Genomic DNA, 20,710 nt, shown 5'->3' on the forward strand with positions numbered 1-20,710 from the left:
GTCAGCTGGGCCCTGCCTTGTATCCGACACCACGGACGGTCACCACGATCTCCGGCCGCTCTGGGTCCTTCTCGACCTTGGAACGCAGCCGCTGCACATGAACGTTCACCAGACGGGTGTCCGCCGCGTGGCGATACCCCCAGACCTGCTCCAGCAGGACCTCACGAGTGAACACCTGCCACGGCTTCCGCGCCAGCGCGACCAGCAGATCGAACTCCAGCGGCGTCAGCGCGATGGACTGCCCCTCGCGCTTCACGGAGTGCCCGGCCACATCGATGACCAGGTCACCTATGGCGAGCTGCTCCGGCGCCGGCTCCTCCGACCTCCGCAGCCGCGCCCGGATCCGAGCCACCAGCTCCTTCGGCTTGAACGGCTTCACGATGTAGTCGTCCGCGCCCGACTCCAGGCCGACCACCACATCGACGGTGTCGCTCTTGGCCGTGAGCATCACGATCGGCACCCCGGACTCCGCCCTGATCAGACGGCACACCTCGATCCCGTCCCGGCCCGGCAGCATCAGATCCAGCAGCACCAGATCCGGTTTGGCCTCACGGAACGCGGCCAGCGCCTTGTCGCCGTCGGCTACGAAAGACGGCTCAAAACCTTCACCACGCAACACAATGCCGAGCATCTCGGCCAGTGCGGTGTCGTCGTCGACGACAAGGACTCGTCCCTTCATGAATGCCATCATCCCATTAACTAAATCGTTACCTGGCGTGACCTGTCACACAGCCCTACAAGCGCATCGGCGGTCACGGGCGACACGACCCCCTCCTCGGTGACGATCGCCGTCACCAACTCGGGCGGCGTCACGTCGAAGGCCGGGTTGTACGCCTGGGTTCCCAGGGGTGCCACCGCGATCCCACCTCCCGCCTCCGCTCCCGCCACCGGCACCTGAGGCGCCGTGATCTCCGTCACCTCATGACCCGCGCGCTGCTCCACCTCGATGGACGCCCCGTCCGGGGTGCCCGGATCCACCGTCGTCACCGGCGCCACCACGATGAACGGCACATGGTGGTACCGGGCCAGCACCGCGAGCGGATAGGTCCCGACCTTGTTCGCCACCGAACCGTCGGCGGCGATCCGGTCGGCACCCACCAGCACCGCGTCCACCTCACCCGCGGCGAACAACGAGCCCGCGGCATTGTCCGTGAGCAAGGTGTACGCCATTCCGCTGCGCGCCGCCTCATATGCGGTCAGCCGGGCGCCCTGCAGCAACGGCCGCGTCTCGTCCACCCAGAGCCGCCGCAGCCGCCCCACCCGGTGCGCCGCGAGCGCCACCGCGAACGCCGTGCCCTCACCACCCGACACCAGCGCCCCGGTGTTGCAGTGCGTGAGCACCCGGTGCCCACCGCCCGGCAGCAGCTCGTCCAGCAGCGCCAGCCCGTGCGCGGCCATGCGGGAACTGGCCTCGGCGTCCTCCCGGTGCAGCGCCCGCGCCGCGGCGAGCGCCGCCTCCGCGGCCAGCTTCTGGTCCCCCGAGCGGCCGAGCTCGGCCCGGTGCGCGGCCCGCGCCCGGCGCACACCGACCGCGAGGTTCACCGCGGTGGGCCGGGCGCCTTCCAGCGCGCCGGCGGCGTCCTCCACGTCGAACCCCCGCGCGGCGGCGAGCGCGACGCCGTACGCCCCGGCGATCCCCAGCAGCGGCGCCCCGCGCACGGCGAGCGAACGGATCGCCTCCACCAGCGCGGGCGCGTCCGTGCACACCAGCTCGACCTCCTCGGCCGGCAGCCTCGTCTGGTCGAGCAGGACCAGGACGGGGCCTTCGGGTGGCTCGTCCCAACGGATCGCCGGTATCCCGGTCGGCCGGATGTCGTCGCCGGATCGCGCGTACTGATCAGCCATGCGGTCAGTCTGCCCCGTATCCGTCGGACAATTGAAGGTGCGCAGCACATACGGCCCCCGGTCACTTCCCGGACACCGCGTGGCACGATGGGCGCCAACCTGCCGCCGCGACCGCGGACGAGCACCGTGAAGGAGCGACGATGAAGGACACTCCGGGCTGGGCCTCGCCCGGATCCGCCCCCTCGGGCGGCCCGCAGCCGGACCAGCAGGGCACCGCACAGCCGACGGACCCGACCGGCGCCGGCCAGGCGCAGCCGACGGGGCAGCCGACGGGGCAGCCCGGCGCGGACCAGGCGCAACCGCCGTCCAAGTGGTCCAAGGACCAGCCGCCGCCCGCTCAGTGGTCCGCTCCGACCCCGCAGGCCCCCGGTCAGACCTCGCCACCACCGCCGCCCGGCCCCGGCTGGGGCGGCCACCCCGGCCCCCAGCACCCCGGCCCCGGCGGCTACGGCCCTCCCGGCGGACCCGGAGCCCCCGGCGGCCACCCCGGCCACGGCACTCCCGGCTGGGGCGGCGGCTGGGGAGGCCCCCCGCCCGCCGCCAAGCCCGGCGTGATCCCACTGCGCCCGCTCGGCATCGGCGAGATCCTCGACGGCGCCGTCTCCACCATGCGCACCCACTGGCGCACGGTCCTCGGCATCTCCCTGACCGTCGCGGTCGTCACCCAGATCGCGGTCATCCTGCTCCAGGGCCTCGTCCTCAACGACGCCGCCAGCATGGACGCCCTCAACGACCCGACCGCCACCCCCGGCGAACTGGGCCGCGCCCTCGGCGACACCCTGCTGAGCACCTCCGTCGTCATGGTGATCTCCCTGTTGGGCACCATCATCGCGACGGCCCTGCTCACGACCGTGACCAGCCGCGCCGTCCTCGGCAAGTCGGTCACCACAGCCGAGGCCTGGCGGGACGCCCGCCCGCAACTCCTCCGCCTGGGCGGCCTGACCGTCCTGCTCCTCGTGATCGCCGTCCTGATCCTGACCGTGGGCATCACACCCGGCGTCCTGCTCGCCTCCGGAGGCTCCACCGGGCCCGGCGTTCTCCTCGCCTTCCTCGGCGGACTCGGCGCCTTCGTCCTCACCGTGTGGCTGATGATCCGCTTCTCGCTCGCCTCTCCCGCGCTGATGCTGGAGAAGCAAGGAGTCCGCAAGTCGATGGGCCGCTCCGTCAAGCTCGTGCGCGGCTCGTGGTGGCGGGTCCTCGGCATCCAGCTGCTCGCCGCGATCATCGCCTACGTCGTCGCCTCGATCGTCGTGATCCCCTTCTCCTTCGCGGGCGCGGCCCTCGACGGGGACGGCATCTCCGGCCTCCTCGCCACCGGCGGAACCGCCCTCGGCTGGACCTACCTCGTCATCAGCGGCGTCGGCGCGGTGATCGGCTCCACGCTCACCTTCCCGATCAGCGCCGGTGTCACCGTGCTCCTCTACATCGACCAGCGCATCCGCCGCGAGGCCCTCGACCTCGAACTGGGCCGTGCCGCAGGCCTCCAGGGCTACGGCGACGCCCCGGGCGCCACCCCGGGGAGCTGACGGGGTGACACGGTCGGGGGGAGCACTGACAGCCATACCGCTGTCGTGGCTGTCGGCGGACGAGCCGCCCGTCACCCTCCCGCGCGATCCCGCGCGGGAGGCGGCCCGGCGCGAGCTGTCCAAGGGCATGTACCACGAGAACGACCCCAGCTGGTACGAGCGCGCCCAGGACGCCTTCTGGGACTGGCTCGACAAGGTGTTCGGCGCCGCCTCGACCGCCACCCCCGGCGGCACACTCGGCCTCGTCGTCATCGTCCTGGCCGTCCTCGCCCTCGTCGGCGCGCTGTGGTGGCGCCTCGGCACCCCCCGCCGCGCCCCGGCCTCCTCCGCCGTGCTCTTCGACGACCGCCCCCGCAGCGCCGCGGAACACCGCGCGGCCGCCGAGGCACAGGCCGCCCAGGGCCACTGGAACCAGGCCGTCCAGGAACGCATGCGCGCCGTCGTCCGCTCCCTGGAGGAACGCGCGCTGCTCGACGTACGCCCCGGCCGCACCGCCGACGAGGCCGCCTCCGAAGCGGGCGCGGTCCTCCCCGCCCACGCGGACCGACTCCACACCGCCGCCCGGGACTTCGACGACGTCACATACGGCGGCCGATCCGCCGCCGAAGGAACGTACCGCCGCCTCGCCGCCCTCGACACCGACCTCGAGCGCACCAAGCCCGCGCTGGCGAGCAGCACCCAAAGCACCGCGAGCACAGCCCGGAGCACCCGCCCGGGAGCCGCCGAATGACCACCGAGAGCACGCTCCCCTCCACCTCGGTATCGCCCACGGCCCGCCAGGTGTGGACCCGCGCGCGCGGTGTCGTGCTCGGGGCGGTGATCCTCCTGGCGGCGGCCGCCGTGATCGCCGTGATCCGCTCCGGCGCCGAACACGGCCGCCTCGACCCGCGCTCCGCCGACACCGACGGCAGCCGCGCGGTCGCCGAACTGCTCGACGACCGGGGCGTGTCCACCCGCGTCGTCACGACCCTCGACGAGGCACGCGCCGCCGCCGGCCCGGACACCACCCTCCTGATCGCCGTGCCCGATCTGCTCACCGACTCCCAGCAGAGCCGCCTCCACGAGGCGACCGAGACCTCCGGCGGCCGCACGGTCCTCGTCGCCCCCGGCCCCCCGTCCGTGAGCACCCTCGCCCCCGGAGTCACCACCGACGTGGCCCTGAGCCTCGACTCCACCCTCACGCCCCGCTGCGAGCTGCCCGCCGCCCGCCGCGCGGGCAGCGCCGACACCGGCGGGCTCCGCTACCACGTCACCGCCCGCGCGGCAGACACCTGTTACCCCGAGGACGGCCTGCCCACCCTGGTCCGCGTCCCGGCGGCCGAGGGGGACGGCGACACCGTCGTCCTCGGCGCCCCCGACATCCTCCTCAACAGCAGCCTCGACGAGCAGGGCAACGCATCCCTCGCCCTCCAACTCCTCGGCTCGCGCCCCCATCTGGTCTGGTACCTCCCCTCGCTCTCCGACGACGCGGCCCCCGACTCGGGCAACCGCAGCTTCTTCGACCTGCTCCCCTCGGGCTGGTTCTGGGGCACCCTGCAGCTCTTCGTCGCCGGCGCCCTCGCCGCCCTGTGGCGGGCACGCCGACTCGGCCCCCTGGTGCCCGAGAAACTCCCCGTCGCGATCCGTGCCTCCGAGACCGTCGAAGGCCGCGCCCGCCTCTACCGCAAGGCCAATGCCCGCGACCGCGCGGCCGCCGCTCTTCGCTCCAGCACCCGCACGCGCCTCGCCCCCCTCGTAGGTGTCCCCGTCTCCCGGGCCCACACGCCCGAGGCACTGCTCCCCGCCCTGTCCGCCCACCTCCACGGCGACGGACAGCCCCTGCACGCCCTCCTCTTCGGCCCGCCGCCCGGCGACGACAAGGCCCTCATCGCACTCACCGACCAACTCGACGCCCTCGAAAGAGAGGTACGCCGTTCATGATGGACCCGACCACTGACAACGCCGGGACCACCGGGGACCCGGGCGCCGCCCGCGCCTCCCTGGAGGCCCTGCGCGCCGAGATCGCCAAAGCCGTGGTCGGCCAGGACCCCGCCGTGACCGGCCTCGTCGTCGCCCTCCTCTGCCGCGGACACGTCCTACTAGAAGGAGTCCCTGGGGTGGCCAAAACGTTGCTCGTGCGGGCCCTCGCATCCGCGCTCGATCTCGACACCAAGCGCGTCCAGTTCACTCCTGACCTGATGCCCAGCGACGTCACCGGCTCCCTCGTCTACGACACCCGCTCCGCCGAGTTCTCCTTCCAGCCCGGCCCGGTCTTCACCAACCTCCTCCTCGCGGACGAGATCAACCGCACCCCGCCGAAGACCCAGTCCTCCCTGCTGGAGGCCATGGAAGAACGCCAGGTCACGGTGGACGGCACCCCCCGTCCGCTCCCGGACCCGTTCCTGGTCGCCGCGACCCAGAACCCCGTCGAGTACGAGGGCACCTACCCCCTCCCCGAAGCCCAACTGGACCGTTTCCTCCTCAAACTGACGGTCCCGCTCCCGTCCCGACAGGACGAGATCGACGTCCTCACCCGTCACTCCGAGGGCTTCAACCCACGCGACCTGCGCGCCGCCGGCGTACGCCCCGTCGCGAACGCGGCCGACCTGGAAGCCGCTCGCTCCGCCGTCGCCAAGACGACGATCTCCCCGGAGATCACCGCCTACGTGGTGGACATCTGCCGAGCCACCCGCGAATCCCCGTCCCTCACCCTCGGCGTCTCCCCCCGAGGCGCCACGGCCCTCCTCGCGGCCTCCCGCGCCTGGGCCTGGCTGACGGGCCGCGACTACGTCATCCCCGACGACGTGAAGGCGCTCGCGCTGCCGACCCTCCGCCACCGCGTCCAGCTCCGCCCCGAGGCGGAAATGGAGGGCGTGACGGCCGACTCGGTCATCAACGCGATCCTCGCCCACGTCCCCGTGCCCCGCTGATGGCCCCCACCGGACGCGCCGCACTCCTCGCGGCCCTAGGCACCCTCCCCGTCGGCATCTGGGAGCCCAGCTGGACGGGCATCCTCGCCGTGAACGCTCCCCTGGTCCTGGCCTGCGCCTGCGACTACGCCCTCGCCGCACCCGTGCGCCGCCTGGGCCTCCTGCGCTCCGGCGACACCTCCGCACGCCTGGGCGAGACCGCGGACGTCACCCTCACGGTCACCAACCCCTCCCGCCGCCCCCTGCGCGCCGACCTTCGCGACGCCTGGCCCCCCAGCAGCTGGCTCCCCGGCACCGAAGTGGCCGCCTCCCGCCACCGCGTCACGATCCCCGCGGGCGAGCGCCGACGCCTCACCACCCGCCTGCGCCCCACCCGCCGTGGAGACCGCCAAGCGGACAGAGTCACCATCCGTTCGTACGGCCCCCTCGGCCTCTTCACCCGCCAGGGCAGTCACCGAGCCCCTTGGACCGTACGTGTGCTCCCCCCGTTCACCAGCCGCAAGCACCTGCCGTCCAAACTGGCCCGCCTGCGCGAACTGGACGGCCGCACCAGCGTCCTGACCCGAGGCGAGGGCACGGAGTTCGACAGCCTTCGCGAGTACATCCCCGGCGACGACACCCGCTCCATCGACTGGCGCGCCACAGCCCGCCAGTCCTCCGTGGCCGTACGCACCTGGCGCCCCGAACGCGACCGCCACATCCTCCTCGTACTGGACACCGGCCGAACCTCGGCGGGCCGCGTGGGCGACGCCCCCCGCCTCGACGCCTCCATGGACGCGGCCCTCCTCCTGGCCGCCCTCGCCTCCCGCGCCGGCGACCGTGTGGACCTGCTGGCCTACGACCGCCGAGTACGAGCGCTCGTCCAGGGCCGCACAGCAGGTGACGCCCTTCCGTCCCTGGTCAACGCCATGGCCCTGCTCGAACCAGAGCTCGTCGAGACGGACGCCCGAGGCCTCACCGCCACCGCACTCCGTACGGCACCCCGCAGGGCCCTGATCGTCCTACTCACCACCCTCGACGCGGCCCCGGTCGAACAAGGTCTGCTCCCTGTCCTGTCCCGCCTCACCCAGCGCCATACGGTCCTGGTGGCGTCGGTGGCCGATCCGCGCATCGCCCTCATGGCGAACTCCCGGGGCACCACGGACGCCGTCTACGAGGCCGCAGCAGCAGCCCAGGCCCAGACGGACCGCCACCGCACCGCCGATCAACTGCGTCGCCATGGCGTCACGGTCGTCGACGCCACGCCAGACAATCTGGCGCCGGCGCTGGCAGACGCTTATCTGGCGCTGAAAGCAGCCGGACGCCTTTGATCTGAATCCCGTCCAATTACCCCCAGGAGAGGCCGGGACCCTAAATCGACCCGGAAACGCAGAAAACCCCTGCCGGTCACCCGGCAGGGGTTTTCTCAATATTTGTTCGGCGGCGTCCTACTCTCCCACAGGGTCCCCCCTGCAGTACCATCGGCGCTGTAAGGCTTAGCTTCCGGGTTCGGAATGTAACCGGGCGTTTCCCTCACGCTATGACCACCGAAACACTATGAAACACTCAACCGCACCACCCGTGACCTGGGCGGGGTTGTTCGTGGTTTCAGAACCAACACAGTGGACGCGAGCAACTGAGGACAAGCCCTCGGCCTATTAGTACCAGTCAACTCCACCCATTACTGGGCTTCCATATCTGGCCTATCAACCCAGTCGTCTACTGGGAGCCTTACCCCATCAAGTGGGTGGGAATACTCATCTCGAAGCAGGCTTCCCGCTTAGATGCTTTCAGCGGTTATCCCTCCCGAACGTAGCCAACCAGCCATGCCCTTGGCAGAACAACTGGCACACCAGAGGTTCGTCCGTCCCGGTCCTCTCGTACTAGGGACAGCCCTTCTCAATATTCCTACGCGCGCAGCGGATAGGGACCGAACTGTCTCACGACGTTCTAAACCCAGCTCGCGTACCGCTTTAATGGGCGAACAGCCCAACCCTTGGGACCGACTCCAGCCCCAGGATGCGACGAGCCGACATCGAGGTGCCAAACCATCCCGTCGATATGGACTCTTGGGGAAGATCAGCCTGTTATCCCCGGGGTACCTTTTATCCGTTGAGCGACGGCGCTTCCACAAGCCACCGCCGGATCACTAGTCCCGACTTTCGTCCCTGCTCGACCCGTCGGTCTCACAGTCAAGCTCCCTTGTGCACTTACACTCACCACCTGATTGCCAACCAGGCTGAGGGAACCTTTGGGCGCCTCCGTTACCCTTTGGGAGGCAACCGCCCCAGTTAAACTACCCATCAGACACTGTCCCCGATCCGGATCACGGACCCGGGTTAGACATCCAGCACGACCAGACTGGTATTTCAACGACGACTCCACCCGAACTGGCGTCCGAGCTTCACAGTCTCCCAGCTATCCTACACAAGCCGAACCGAACACCAATATCAAACTGTAGTAAAGGTCCCGGGGTCTTTCCGTCCTGCTGCGCGAAACGAGCATCTTTACTCGTAGTGCAATTTCACCGGGCCTATGGTTGAGACAGTCGAGAAGTCGTTACGCCATTCGTGCAGGTCGGAACTTACCCGACAAGGAATTTCGCTACCTTAGGATGGTTATAGTTACCACCGCCGTTTACTGGCGCTTAAGTTCTCAGCTTCGCCACCCCGAAGAGTGACTAACCGGTCCCCTTAACGTTCCAGCACCGGGCAGGCGTCAGTCCGTATACATCGCCTTACGGCTTCGCACGGACCTGTGTTTTTAGTAAACAGTCGCTTCTCGCTGGTCTCTGCGGCCACCCCCAGCTCACCGAGTAAATCGGATCACCAGTGATGGCCCCCCTTCTCCCGAAGTTACGGGGGCATTTTGCCGAGTTCCTTAACCATAGTTCACCCGAACGCCTCGGTATTCTCTACCAGACCACCTGAGTCGGTTTAGGGTACGGGCCGCCATGAAACTCGCTAGAGGCTTTTCTCGACAGCATAGGATCATCCACTTCACCACAATCGGCTCGGCATCAGGTCTCAGACTATTGCCAGGCGGATTTACCTACCTGACGTCCTACACCCTTACCCCGGGACAACCACCGCCCGGGATGGACTACCTTCCTGCGTCACCCCATCACTCACCTACTGCAAGTCTGGTTCGTCGGCTCCACCACTCCCCTTCACCCGAAGGATCCGGGGCGGCTTCACGGACTTAGCATCGCCTGGTTCGATGTTTGACGCTTCACAGCGGGTACCGGAATATCAACCGGTTATCCATCGACTACGCCTGTCGGCCTCGCCTTAGGTCCCGACTTACCCTGGGCAGATCAGCTTGACCCAGGAACCCTTGGTCAATCGGCGCAAACGTTTCTCACGTTTGTATCGCTACTCATGCCTGCATTCTCACTCGTGAACCGTCCACAACTCGCTTACACGGCTGCTTCACCCGGCACACGACGCTCCCCTACCCATCACGATCCCCGTTGGGGGTATATATCGCAATGACACGACTTCGGCGGTACGCTTGAGCCCCGCTACATTGTCGGCGCGGAATCACTAGACCAGTGAGCTATTACGCACTCTTTCAAGGGTGGCTGCTTCTAAGCCAACCTCCTGGTTGTCTCTGCGACTCCACATCCTTTCCCACTTAGCGTACGCTTAGGGGCCTTAGTCGATGCTCTGGGCTGTTTCCCTCTCGACCATGGAGCTTATCCCCCACAGTCTCACTGCCGCGCTCTCACTTACCGGCATTCGGAGTTTGGCTAAGGTCAGTAACCCGGTAGGGCCCATCGCCTATCCAGTGCTCTACCTCCGGCAAGAAACACACGACGCTGCACCTAAATGCATTTCGGGGAGAACCAGCTATCACGGAGTTTGATTGGCCTTTCACCCCTAACCACAGGTCATCCCCCAGGTTTTCAACCCTGGTGGGTTCGGTCCTCCACGAAGTCTTACCTCCGCTTCAACCTGCCCATGGCTAGATCACTCCGCTTCGGGTCTTGAGCGTGCTACTAAAGTCGCCCTGTTCGGACTCGCTTTCGCTACGGCTACCCCACCCGGGTTAACCTCGCAACACACCGCAAACTCGCAGGCTCATTCTTCAAAAGGCACGCAGTCACGAGATGGAAGCAAGCTTCTATCCGACGCTCCCACGGCTTGTAGGCACACGGTTTCAGGTACTATTTCACTCCGCTCCCGCGGTACTTTTCACCATTCCCTCACGGTACTATCCGCTATCGGTCACCAGGGAATATTTAGGCTTAGCGGGTGGTCCCGCCAGATTCACACGGGATTTCTCGGGCCCCGTGCTACTTGGGTGTCTCTCAAACGAGCCGTACAGATTTCAGCTACGGGGTCTTACCCTCTACGCCGGACCTTTCGCATGTCCTTCGCCTACCCATACGGTTTCTGACTCGTCCTGTTGCCGGCAGACAACAGAAGAGAGATCCCACAACCCCGTATACGCAACCCCTGCCGGGTCTCACACGCATACGGTTTGGCCTCATCCAGTTTCGCTCGCCACTACTCCCGGAATCACGGTTGTTTTCTCTTCCTGCGGGTACTGAGATGTTTCACTTCCCCGCGTTCCCTCCACTTGCCCTATGTGTTCAGGCAAGGGTGACAGCCCATGACGACTGCCGGGTTTCCCCATTCGGACACCCCCGGATCAAAGCCTGGTTGACGACTCCCCGGGGCCTATCGTGGCCTCCCACGTCCTTCATCGGTTCCTGGTGCCAAGGCATCCACCGTGCGCCCTTAAAAACTTGGCCACAGATGCTCGCGTCCACTGTGCAGTTCTCAAACAACGACCAACCACCCATCACCCCCGGTTTCCACCGGAGTTCACTGGGGCCGGCACTGAGGGGACGTTCATTCCCTCAGACACCCAACAGCGTGCCCGACACCCCCGCCGCTCGTGATCAGCGTTCCACGCTCCGAAGAGCAGTACTTGCAGCCCGAGACGGCCGACGGTGCCGAATAATCAACGTTCCACCCATGAGCAACCAGCATCAGACGTTCGCTGATGATCTGGCCTCTGGACTGCCGTGGCAGCCTAGAAGTGCTCCTTAGAAAGGAGGTGATCCAGCCGCACCTTCCGGTACGGCTACCTTGTTACGACTTCGTCCCAATCGCCAGTCCCACCTTCGACAGCTCCCTCCCACAAGGGGTTGGGCCACCGGCTTCGGGTGTTACCGACTTTCGTGACGTGACGGGCGGTGTGTACAAGGCCCGGGAACGTATTCACCGCAGCAATGCTGATCTGCGATTACTAGCAACTCCGACTTCATGGGGTCGAGTTGCAGACCCCAATCCGAACTGAGACAGGCTTTTTGAGATTCGCTCCGCCTCACGGCTTCGCAGCTCATTGTACCTGCCATTGTAGCACGTGTGCAGCCCAAGACATAAGGGGCATGATGACTTGACGTCGTCCCCACCTTCCTCCGAGTTGACCCCGGCAGTCTCCTGTGAGTCCCCATCACCCCGAAGGGCATGCTGGCAACACAGAACAAGGGTTGCGCTCGTTGCGGGACTTAACCCAACATCTCACGACACGAGCTGACGACAGCCATGCACCACCTGTACACCGACCACAAGGGGGCGACCATCTCTGGCCGTTTCCGGTGTATGTCAAGCCTTGGTAAGGTTCTTCGCGTTGCGTCGAATTAAGCCACATGCTCCGCTGCTTGTGCGGGCCCCCGTCAATTCCTTTGAGTTTTAGCCTTGCGGCCGTACTCCCCAGGCGGGGAACTTAATGCGTTAGCTGCGGCACCGACGACGTGGAATGTCGCCAACACCTAGTTCCCACCGTTTACGGCGTGGACTACCAGGGTATCTAATCCTGTTCGCTCCCCACGCTTTCGCTCCTCAGCGTCAGTAATGGCCCAGAGATCCGCCTTCGCCACCGGTGTTCCTCCTGATATCTGCGCATTTCACCGCTACACCAGGAATTCCGATCTCCCCTACCACACTCTAGTCTGCCCGTATCGAATGCAGACCCGGGGTTAAGCCCCGGGCTTTCACATCCGACGCGACAGACCGCCTACGAGCTCTTTACGCCCAATAATTCCGGACAACGCTCGCGCCCTACGTATTACCGCGGCTGCTGGCACGTAGTTAGCCGGCGCTTCTTCTGCAGGTACCGTCACTTTCGCTTCTTCCCTGCTGAAAGAGGTTTACAACCCGAAGGCCGTCATCCCTCACGCGGCGTCGCTGCATCAGGCTTTCGCCCATTGTGCAATATTCCCCACTGCTGCCTCCCGTAGGAGTCTGGGCCGTGTCTCAGTCCCAGTGTGGCCGGTCGCCCTCTCAGGCCGGCTACCCGTCGTCGCCTTGGTGAGCCGTTACCTCACCAACAAGCTGATAGGCCGCGGGCTCATCCTTCACCGCCGGAGCTTTCCACACTCATCGGATGCCCGAGAGTGTCGTATCCGGTATTAGACCCCGTTTCCAGGGCTTGTCCCAGAGTGAAGGGCAGATTGCCCACGTGTTACTCACCCGTTCGCCACTAATCCCCACCGAAGTGGTTCATCGTTCGACTTGCATGTGTTAAGCACGCCGCCAGCGTTCGTCCTGAGCCAGGATCAAACTCTCCGTGAATGTTTACCCGTAATCGGGTGCACACATCACGAGAGCGGAACCACCGGCGGAATAAGCCGATGGTTCACAGCGTCCTCGCTGTGTTTATTTCAAAGGAACCTCGTCCCAGCAGATGCTGGAGACGGGGTATCAACTAATCTGGCGTTGATTTTTGGCACGCTGTTGAGTTCTCAAGGAACGGACGCTTCCTTTGTACTCACCCTCTCGGGCTTTCCTCCGGGCAGTTTCCCTTCGGTCTTGCTGTCTTGCGTTTCCAACCCTACCAGATCCGTTTTCCGTTCCGTTTCCGGTCGAAATTCATTTCCGGTGGCCGTTGGGGGCCTTACCTAATTGATTGCCTTGCGGCTTTCTTTCGGTGAGTCCGACTTTATCAGAAGTTTTTGACCGGACTGACCGGCCGTTCGTTCCTGATTCATCGGGTGGACTCGCTCGGGACATCTCATTCACGAGGAGTCGGTAGATTTTCACTGTCGCCCTGGGGTATGGACACCTCTAGGCAACTGTTCGAATCTACCTCCCCACATCGGCCGTGTCAACGGCTCTTGCGGGAACGAAGAGGAGACTAACAGCCCGACGGGGGTGGACGCACATCAGGCGGCCGTCGGCACCGCGGCGCTGCGTTCGTGCTCGTCGACGTCGCCCGTGTCACCGGCGCGGACGGCTCGTCCGCCCAGGACATAGACGTAGGCGAGGAAGGCGACCTCGGCGAGGACGCCGATGCTGATACGGGCCCAGGTGGGCAGGCCCGACGGGGTGACGAAGCCTTCGATGGCGCCGGAGATGAAGAGCACCAGCGCCAGGCCTATCGCCATGCCGAGGGCGGCTCGCCCTTCCTCGGCCAGGGCCGAACGGCGGGTCCGGGGCCCTGGGTCGATGACGGTCCAGCCGAGCCGCAGCCCCGTGCCGGCGGCCACGAAGACGGCGGTCAGTTCCAGCAGGCCGTGCGGGAGGATCAGGCCGAGGAAGACGTCGAGGCGGCCGGCCGAGGTCATCAGGCCTATGCCGACGCCCAGATTGAGCATGTTCAGGAGCAGGATCCAGAGGACCGGCAGGCCCAGGAAGATCCCCAGAACCAGGCACATCGCGGCGGCCTGGGCGTTGTTCGTCCACACCTGGGCCGCGAAGGACGCGGCGGGATGGCTGGAGTAGTACGTCTCGTACTGGCCGCCGGGGCGGGTCATCTCGCGGAGCGCGTCGGGGGCCGCGATGCTGGCCTGAACTTCCGGGTGGGTGCCGATCCACCACCCCAGGAGCACGGCGACGAGGGTGGAGAGCAGCGCCGTGGGGACCCACCAGTGACGGGATCGGTAGACCGCCGCGGGGAAACCATGGGTCAGGAAGCGGGTGACGTCGCGCCAGGAGGCCCGTCGGCTGCCTGTGACGGCGCTGCGCGCGCGTGCCACCAGTTGGCTGAGACGTCCGGTGAGCTGTGGGTCCGGAGCGCTCGACTGGATCAGTGAGAGGTGGGTGGCGGTGCGCTGGTAGAGGGTGACGAGTTCGTCGACCTCGGCTCCGTCGAGACGGCGTTGGCGGCGGAGCAGGGCGTCGAGCCGGTCCCACTCGGCACGATGGGCGGACACGAAGACATCGAGGTCCATCGGGTGTGCTGCTCCTCGTCCCTCTCGCACTGCGTGTCGTCTTGTCGCACTGATCGCACTGGTCGTACTCGTCCTACTGCGGCGCGATGTGACCTCAGCTTGGCAGACTGGCCACTCTCAGGGCAGGTCAGGGGATGAATCCGGAAGGGACTACGGGTGTGAGTGAGCTGGTGACGGGCGAGGCGGTGGCGCTGGAACTGCGTCCCGCGAAGCTGCCGAGCCGGGCGCTGGCGGTGCTGCTCGACCTGGTCGTGGCCATGGTCGTCTACCTCGCGGTGGTTCTGGTCCTGGTGCTGTCGACGGCCGGCCTCGACGAGGCGGCGCAGGCGGCGATATCCATCGCGAGCTTCCTGCTCGTCCTGGTGGGCGGGCCGATCGCGGTGGAGACGCTGAGCCACGGGCGTTCGCTGGGGAAGCTTGCCTGCGGGCTGCGGGTGGTGCGGGACGACGGTGGGCCGATCCGGTTCCGGCACGCGCTGGTGCGCGGGGCGGTCGGGGTGGTCGAAATCCTGATGACGTTCGGGGTCGTCGCCTGCATCGCCTCGCTCGTCTCGGCGCGGGGGCGGCGGCTGGGTGACGTGTTCGCCGGGACTCTCGTCGTGCGGGAGCGGGTTCCGGCCGGACGGGCGGCGTTCGTGCCCCCGCCTCCGCCGTGGCTCGCGGGCCAGTTCGCCGCGCTCGACCTGTCGGCTGTGCCGGACGGGCTGTGGCTGGCCATCCGCCAGTACCTGACGCGGATGCGGCAGCTGGACCCGCACGTCGGCGCGGCCATGGCGGAACGTCTCGCCGCGGACCTCGCGGCGCGTACCGGGGCTCCGGCGCCGTATGGGGTGCCGGCGGGCGCGTATCTGGCGGCCGTGGTGCACGAGCGGCAGGCTCGGGAGGCTCGCCAGGCATTCCAGGGCGCGGCCGGGGCGGGTGTGGGTGGCGCGCCGTCCGCTCAGCACTTCGCCGCTCAGCCCCTCGCGACGCCTCCGTATGCGCCGCCTCGGGGGTATGTGAGCCCGGCCCCGGCTGCGGGCGGTTCCACCCACGTTTCCACCCCCGGTGCCGACTCCGGCCCCGGCATCGGCACCGGGTACAGCCCGCCTGCGGGGGCCGCAGATGCCGCGCCCGCGCCCGCATCTACTCCCGGGCCCGCTGCTGACCTCCCAGGTGTGCAGGCCCCCGGCACCCCGCCCGCTCCCGAGCCGCCGCACGCGCCGTCTCCCGAGCGGCCGGGCACCGGGTTCGCCCCGCCCGCCTGAGTGGCGGGTGGGACCGCGTCTCAATCGAATGTGGACGGCGGTGTTTCCAGGTGCTCCAGCTCGATCCCGGGAGCCGCCAGAACGACGTCGCCCGCGATGTGAACGGTGTGCCGCTCGCCCGTGTCCAGGGCTGTGACCTGGTACTCGTCCACGGTCAGGGGGCCGTTGTCAGTGGCGTGTGCTTCTCTTGCGATCAAGGCCCAGGACTGGTCGAGGGTGCGCGGGGCCAGGACCGGGTCGGTGAAGGCGACGAGGCGTACGCGGGTGGCCGGGGCGGAGGGGGTGAGGCGCAGCAGGCGTGCGGTGGCGATGAGGAACGCCGGGGAGGTGCCGGTGAAGGCGTGGGCGCGGACATTGCCTTCGGTGGCTTCGGTTCCGGTGGGGTCGGTGCGGACCCAGGTGACGCCGTCCAGGGCGGCGCCGCGGACCTGCCAGCTCGCGGCGTGGAGTTCGAGGCGGATGGGGCGGCCGAGTTCGTCGATGGCCAGGTCGACGGAGCCGGCGTGGTCGCCGGAGGGGGCGGTCAGTTGGGAGACATAGCGCCAGCCGGAAGGGCCGGGCGCGCAGTGGAAGTGTTCCTCGGCGAGGAGGGTGTGGTCGTGCGGGTCATGAAGCGAATACCGGCCGCGGGGCATGGGGGTCCTGGGTCTTGACGGGCTGGTCCGGCCGACGGGCCTGAAGCGGTGCCGAACGGGCAGGCCCCCGGCACGGGGGTGCGGGGGCCTGCCTGGGTGCTGCTGCCGAGGCGGACGCGTCGACGGTCGACGTACGACGCATCCGCCGCCGGGCGGATCCGAAGTGGATCAGTAGCGGTAGTGGTCCGGCTTGTACGGGCCCTCGACCTCGACGCCGATGTACGAGGCCTGCTCAGGGCGGAGGGTCGTGAGCTTCACGCCGAGCGAGTCGAGGTGGAGGCGGGCGACCTTCTCGTCGAGGTGCTTGGGCAGCGTGTACACACCGATCGGGTACTCCGACTGCTTGGTGAACAGCTCGATCTGGGCCAGGGTCTGGTCCGCGAACGAGTTGGACATCACGAACGACGGGTGACCGGTGGCGTTGCCCAGGTTCAGCAGACGGCCCTCGGACAGGACGATGAGCACCTTGCCGTCGGGGAAGGTCCAGGTGTGGACCTGCGGCTTGACCTCGTCCTTGACGATGCCGGGGATCTTGGCGAGACCCGCCATGTCGATCTCGTTGTCGAAGTGGCCGATGTTGCCGACGATGGCCTGGTGCTTCATCTTGGCCATGTCCGAGGCCATGATGATGTCCTTGTTGCCGGTCGTGGTGATGAAGATGTCGGCCTTGTCGACGACCTCGTCCAGCGTCGTGACCTGGTAGCCGTCCATCGCCGCCTGCAACGCGCAGATCGGGTCGATCTCGGTGACGATGACGCGGGCGCCCTGTCCGCGCAGGGACTCCGCGCAGCCCTTGCCCACGTCGCCGTAGCCGCACACGACGGCCGTCTTGCCGCCGATGAGGACGTCGGTGGCGCGGTTGATGCCGTCGATCAGGGAGTGGCGGCAGCCGTACTTGTTGTCGAACTTCGACTTCGTCACGGCGTCGTTCACGTTGATCGCCGGGAAGAGGAGCTGGCCGTCGCGCTGCATCTCGTACAGGCGGTGGACACCCGTCGTGGTCTCCTCGGTCACGCCGCGGATCTCCGAGGCGAGCTGGGTCCACTTCTGCGAGCCGTCGGTGATGGTGCGGTTGAGGAGTTCGAGGATGACGCGGTGTTCCTCGTTCTCGGCGGTGTCGACCGCGGGGACCTCGCCGGCCTTCTCGTACTCCACGCCCTTGTGGACCAGGAGGGTGGCGTCACCGCCGTCGTCGAGGATCATGTTGGGGCCGCCGGTGGGGCTGTCCGGCCAGGTCAGCGCCTGCTCGGTGCACCACCAGTACTCCTCCAGGGTCTCGCCCTTCCAGGCGAAGACCGGGACGCCCTGCGGGTTGTCCACCGTGCCGTTCGGGCCGACCGCGATGGCGGCGGCGGCGTGGTCCTGGGTGGAGAAGATGTTGCAGGAGGCCCAGCGGACCCGGGCGCCGAGGGCGACCAGGGTCTCGATGAGCACGGCCGTCTGCACGGTCATGTGCAGGGAGCCGGTGACGCGGGCGCCGGCGAGGGGCTGGGACTCGGCGTACTCCTTGCGGATCGCCATCAGGCCGGGCATCTCGTGCTCGGCGAGGGTGATCTCCTTGCGGCCGAAAGCGGCCAGGGAGAGATCGGCGACCTTGAAGTCCTGTCGGTTGTCGACAGTCGTCATTGCGAACTGCTCCTCGGTGTCGGGTCGAGGGTGGGTAGGGCTGGTCTGCGCGGCGGCGGACACAGGGGTGCCCCGAAGAGGACACAGGCATGCCCGCGTGCGCGCAGCGCAGTCCGTCGGAGGCCCTCTCTCCCTCGGTCGGTCCGCGGTGGGACCGCCCGACCGCCATCAGCAGCGACGTCTGGCTCCGTCCCAAGCTACACGCTGGGCCCGGCCCGCCCCAGTCCGCCTGCGAACGGATCAAGCCGAAGAGGGGGGCGGCGGGTGGGGGCGGAGGCGCCGACAGCACGGGAACGGAGGCGCCACCGACCACGGACGGGCACGGGCTCGGCCGAGGGCGGGCGGGGGTCGGCGGGGGACGGGCAGGGGCCCGTCGCGGGTGTTCGCGCGACGGGCCCCGGTGCTGGGTGCCTGGTGGGGTGGCCCGACAGGGCCGGTTGGGTCAGTGCTCGGCGGGGGCGGACGGGCCGCCGGGCGCGGCCTCCGGGTCGGCGCCCTTGGCGGCTTCGGCCTCGCTGTAGATGTCGGGTTCCAGGTAGATGACGCGGGCGATCGGGACGGCCTCGCGGATGCGGGCCTCGGCCGCGTTGATGGCGTTCGCCACCTCGGTGGCCGTGTCGTCGTGCTGAACGGCGATCTTGGCGGCGACGAGGAGTTCCTCGGGGCCGAGGTGGAGGGTGCGCATGTGGATGACGCGGGTGACGGTGTCACCGTCGACGACGGCCTTCGCGATCTTCTCCACGTTCTCGGCGCCGGCGGACTCGCCGAGGAGGAGGGACTTGGTCTCGGCGGCCAGGACGATCGCGATCAGGATGAGCAGGACGCCGATGCAGAGGGTGCCGATGCCGTCCCAGACGCCGTCGCCGGTGATCAGGGCGAGGCCGACGCCGCCGAGGGCGAGGATCAGGCCGACGAGGGCGCCGAGGTCCTCCAGGAGGACGACCGGCAGCTCGGGCGCCTTGGCGTGGCGGACGAACTCCGTCCAGGACTTCTTGCCCCGCAGGACGTTGGACTCCTTGATGGCGGTCCGGAAGGAGAAGGTCTCGGCGATGATCGCGAAGACCAGGACGCCGACCGGCCAGTACCAGGCCTCGATCTCGTGCGGGTGCTTGATCTTCTCGTAGCCCTCGTAGAGGGCGAACATGCCGCCGACGGAGAAGAGGACGATGGAGACGAGGAAAGCGTAGATGTAGCGCTCGCGGCCGTAGCCGAAGGGATGTTCGGCCGTCGCCTCGCGCTTGGCCTTCTTGCCGCCGAGGAGCAGCAGGGCCTGATTGCCGGAGTCGGCGAGCGAGTGCACGGACTCGGCGAGCATCGACGACGAGTGGCTGAAGAGGAACGCCACGAACTTCGCTACCGCGATCGCGAGGTTGGCGGCGAGTGCCGCCACGATCGCCTTGGTGCCGCCTGACGCGCTCATGTGTCCGAGGTGTCCCTTCGCCTACGCATCTGTCTGTGCGTGGGGATGGGTACCCACGCTTCCGTCCGTCACCGGCCGGGCTTTGCCCGCCTTTTGCAGGGGGCATTGTTGCAGCCCGGCCAGGTGTCGGTGCGTCGGGTCGTGGATCGGGTGGGGTCAGGCCGTCACGCGATCACGGTGGCGCGGAACAGCGTGCCCGGTCCGGACACCTCGGTCTTCTCGTCCGCCGGTACGAAGACGGACTCGCCGGGGGCGAGCGTGTGTTCGCCCGCCCGGACCGTACCGGCGGTGCAGAGAAGGATCTGCGGGGTGGCGCGGGTGAGGTCGTGCGGGGCGGTGGCCTCGGGGAGGACGAAGCGGGAGAGGCGGAACTCGTCGATGGGGGTCTCGTAGACCTCCTCGCCGTCGGGGGACGCCTCCGGGCGCAGCACGCCCGGGTCGGTCGCCTCGAAGCGGACGATGCGCAGGAGTTCGGGGACGTCGACGTGCTTGGGGGTGAGGCCGCAGCGCAGGACGTTGTCGGAGTTGGCCATGATCTCGACGCCGAGGCCGTTCAGATACGCGTGCGGGATCCCGGCGCCCAGGAACAGGGCCTCGCCGGGCTGCAGGCGTACGTGGTTGAGGAGCATGGCGGCGATGACGCCGGGGTCGCCCGGGTAGTGGTGGGCGATGTCGGCGTAGGGGGCGTGGTCGCCGCCGAGGCGGGCGCAGGCGGCCGCGGCCTCGGTGACGGTGGGGGCCATCTCCTCGGGGTCGGCGCCCAGGACGGCGGTCAACACCTCGCGCAGCGCGGCCTCTTCGGGGTGGGCGTGCAGGAGGTCGACGTACGGCTTGAGGGAGTCGACGTCGAGGGCGGCCAGCAGCTCGGCGGCGCGGAGCGGTTCGCGGAAGCCGCAGAGGCCGTCGAACTCCGTGAGGGCGCAGATCAGTTCGGGCTTGTGGTTGGCGTCCTTGTAGTTGCGGTGGCCCGCGTCGATGGGGACGCCGCGCCGCTCCTCGTCCTCGTACCCCTTCCTGGCCTGTTCGAGGTCGGGGTGGACCTGGAGGGAGAGGGGGGCGCCGGCGGCGAGGAGCTTCAGGAGGAAGGGGAGGCGGGGGCCGAACTTCTCGACCGTCCGGCTTCCCAGCTCGCGTTCGGGTGCCTCGTCGATCACCTCGGTGAGGGGGCCGCGCCCGGTGCGCGAGGGGGCGCCGGGGTGGGCTCCCATCCACATCTCCGCCTGCGGCTCGCCGGTGGGGGCCACTCCGAGGAGCTGCGGGATGGCGGTGGTCGAGCCCCAGGCGTAGGGGCGGACGGTGTTGTCGAGGCGGTCCATGGTGTGAGTTTCTCCGTACGCG

The 20,710-nt window shown here is 67.9% G+C and carries 13 protein-coding genes and 3 rRNA genes; 6 read left to right on the forward strand and 10 right to left on the reverse strand.

All coding sequences use genetic code 11. From position 1 onward, the window contains the following. Nucleotide 1: 1 nt before the first annotated feature. Complete coding sequence (gene mtrA, locus L3078_RS18355) at nucleotides 2-691, reverse strand: two-component system response regulator MtrA (protein ID WP_189823911.1); 690 nt, start codon at nucleotides 689-691, stop codon at nucleotides 2-4. Between the two features lie 8 nt (nucleotides 692-699). Further along, on the reverse strand, nucleotides 700-1,845 hold the full coding sequence (mtnA, locus tag L3078_RS18360; RefSeq protein WP_239754920.1) for an S-methyl-5-thioribose-1-phosphate isomerase: 1,146 nt from the start codon (nucleotides 1,843-1,845) through the stop codon (nucleotides 700-702). Nucleotides 1,846-1,985: 140 nt separating this feature from the next. Between mtnA and L3078_RS18365 the strand changes: the two genes are divergently transcribed. From L3078_RS18365 to L3078_RS18385, 5 genes are read left to right on the forward strand one after another with little or no spacing between them, the layout of a single operon-like run. Then, nucleotides 1,986-3,371, forward strand: a complete 1,386-nt coding sequence (locus L3078_RS18365; protein ID WP_239754921.1) for a PT domain-containing protein — start codon at nucleotides 1,986-1,988, stop codon at nucleotides 3,369-3,371. A gap of 4 nt (nucleotides 3,372-3,375) precedes the next feature. Beyond that, a complete protein-coding gene (locus tag L3078_RS18370) occupies nucleotides 3,376-4,101 on the forward strand; it encodes a DUF4129 domain-containing protein (protein WP_239754922.1) in 726 nt (241 codons plus the stop codon). Further along, nucleotides 4,098-5,291, forward strand: coding sequence for a DUF4350 domain-containing protein (locus L3078_RS18375; protein WP_239754923.1), 1,194 nt, complete (start codon nucleotides 4,098-4,100; stop codon nucleotides 5,289-5,291). The genes L3078_RS18370 and L3078_RS18375 overlap by 4 nt, the downstream gene beginning before the upstream one ends. Further along, nucleotides 5,291-6,280, forward strand: a complete 990-nt coding sequence (locus tag L3078_RS18380; RefSeq protein WP_239760367.1) for an AAA family ATPase — start codon at nucleotides 5,291-5,293, stop codon at nucleotides 6,278-6,280. Before L3078_RS18375 ends, L3078_RS18380 begins: the two co-directional genes overlap by 1 nt. Next, nucleotides 6,280-7,590: a DUF58 domain-containing protein gene (locus L3078_RS18385; protein WP_239754926.1), complete on the forward strand. Its 1,311-nt coding sequence runs from the start codon at nucleotides 6,280-6,282 to the stop codon at nucleotides 7,588-7,590. Before L3078_RS18380 ends, L3078_RS18385 begins: the two co-directional genes overlap by 1 nt. Before the next feature lie 104 nt (nucleotides 7,591-7,694). On the opposite strand, the gene rrf is transcribed toward L3078_RS18385, so the two are convergent. The 4 genes from rrf to L3078_RS18405 all read right to left on the reverse strand — a co-directional run bounded on the left by rrf (nucleotide 7,695) and on the right by L3078_RS18405 (nucleotide 14,444). Then, nucleotides 7,695-7,811, reverse strand: a 5S ribosomal RNA gene (gene rrf, locus L3078_RS18390). An 86-nt stretch (nucleotides 7,812-7,897) separates the two neighbouring features. Beyond that, a 23S ribosomal RNA gene (locus L3078_RS18395) occupies nucleotides 7,898-11,018 on the reverse strand. Between the two features lie 301 nt (nucleotides 11,019-11,319). Continuing rightward, a 16S ribosomal RNA gene (locus L3078_RS18400) occupies nucleotides 11,320-12,846 on the reverse strand. The 16S, 23S and 5S rRNA genes sit together here, the layout of an rRNA operon. 590 nt (nucleotides 12,847-13,436) lie before the next feature. Further along, a complete protein-coding gene (locus L3078_RS18405) occupies nucleotides 13,437-14,444 on the reverse strand; it encodes a stage II sporulation protein M (RefSeq protein WP_239754928.1) in 1,008 nt (335 codons plus the stop codon). 158 nt (nucleotides 14,445-14,602) lie between these two features. On the opposite strand from L3078_RS18405, the gene L3078_RS18410 reads away from it, so the two are divergent. After that, nucleotides 14,603-15,691 carry an RDD family protein gene (locus L3078_RS18410; protein WP_239754929.1) on the forward strand — a complete coding sequence of 363 codons (1,089 nt, stop codon included), beginning with the start codon at nucleotides 14,603-14,605 and terminating at the stop codon, nucleotides 15,689-15,691. Nucleotides 15,692-15,711: 20 nt separating this feature from the next. Here L3078_RS18410 and L3078_RS18415 read toward each other — a convergent pair whose 3' ends face one another. The 4 genes from L3078_RS18415 to manA all read right to left on the reverse strand — a co-directional run bounded on the left by L3078_RS18415 (nucleotide 15,712) and on the right by manA (nucleotide 20,688). Further along, on the reverse strand, nucleotides 15,712-16,326 hold the full coding sequence (locus L3078_RS18415; protein ID WP_239754930.1) for a hypothetical protein: 615 nt from the start codon (nucleotides 16,324-16,326) through the stop codon (nucleotides 15,712-15,714). Between the two features lie 168 nt (nucleotides 16,327-16,494). Next, the gene (gene ahcY / locus L3078_RS18420; protein WP_239754931.1) at nucleotides 16,495-17,952 is read right to left on the reverse strand and encodes an adenosylhomocysteinase; all 1,458 of its coding nucleotides are present in this window, start codon (nucleotides 17,950-17,952) and stop codon (nucleotides 16,495-16,497) included. 442 nt (nucleotides 17,953-18,394) lie between these two features. Further along, entirely contained in the window at nucleotides 18,395-19,372 is a 978-nt protein-coding gene (locus L3078_RS18425) for a cation diffusion facilitator family transporter (RefSeq protein ID WP_239754935.1), read from the reverse strand. A 164-nt stretch (nucleotides 19,373-19,536) separates the two neighbouring features. Next, nucleotides 19,537-20,688 carry a mannose-6-phosphate isomerase, class I gene (gene manA, locus L3078_RS18430; RefSeq protein WP_239754936.1) on the reverse strand — a complete coding sequence of 384 codons (1,152 nt, stop codon included), beginning with the start codon at nucleotides 20,686-20,688 and terminating at the stop codon, nucleotides 19,537-19,539. Between the last annotated feature and the right edge of the window lie 22 nt (nucleotides 20,689-20,710).

Origin of the sequence: Streptomyces deccanensis, assembly GCF_022385335.1 — a bacterium.
GTDB lineage: Bacteria > Actinomycetota > Actinomycetes > Streptomycetales > Streptomycetaceae > Streptomyces > Streptomyces deccanensis.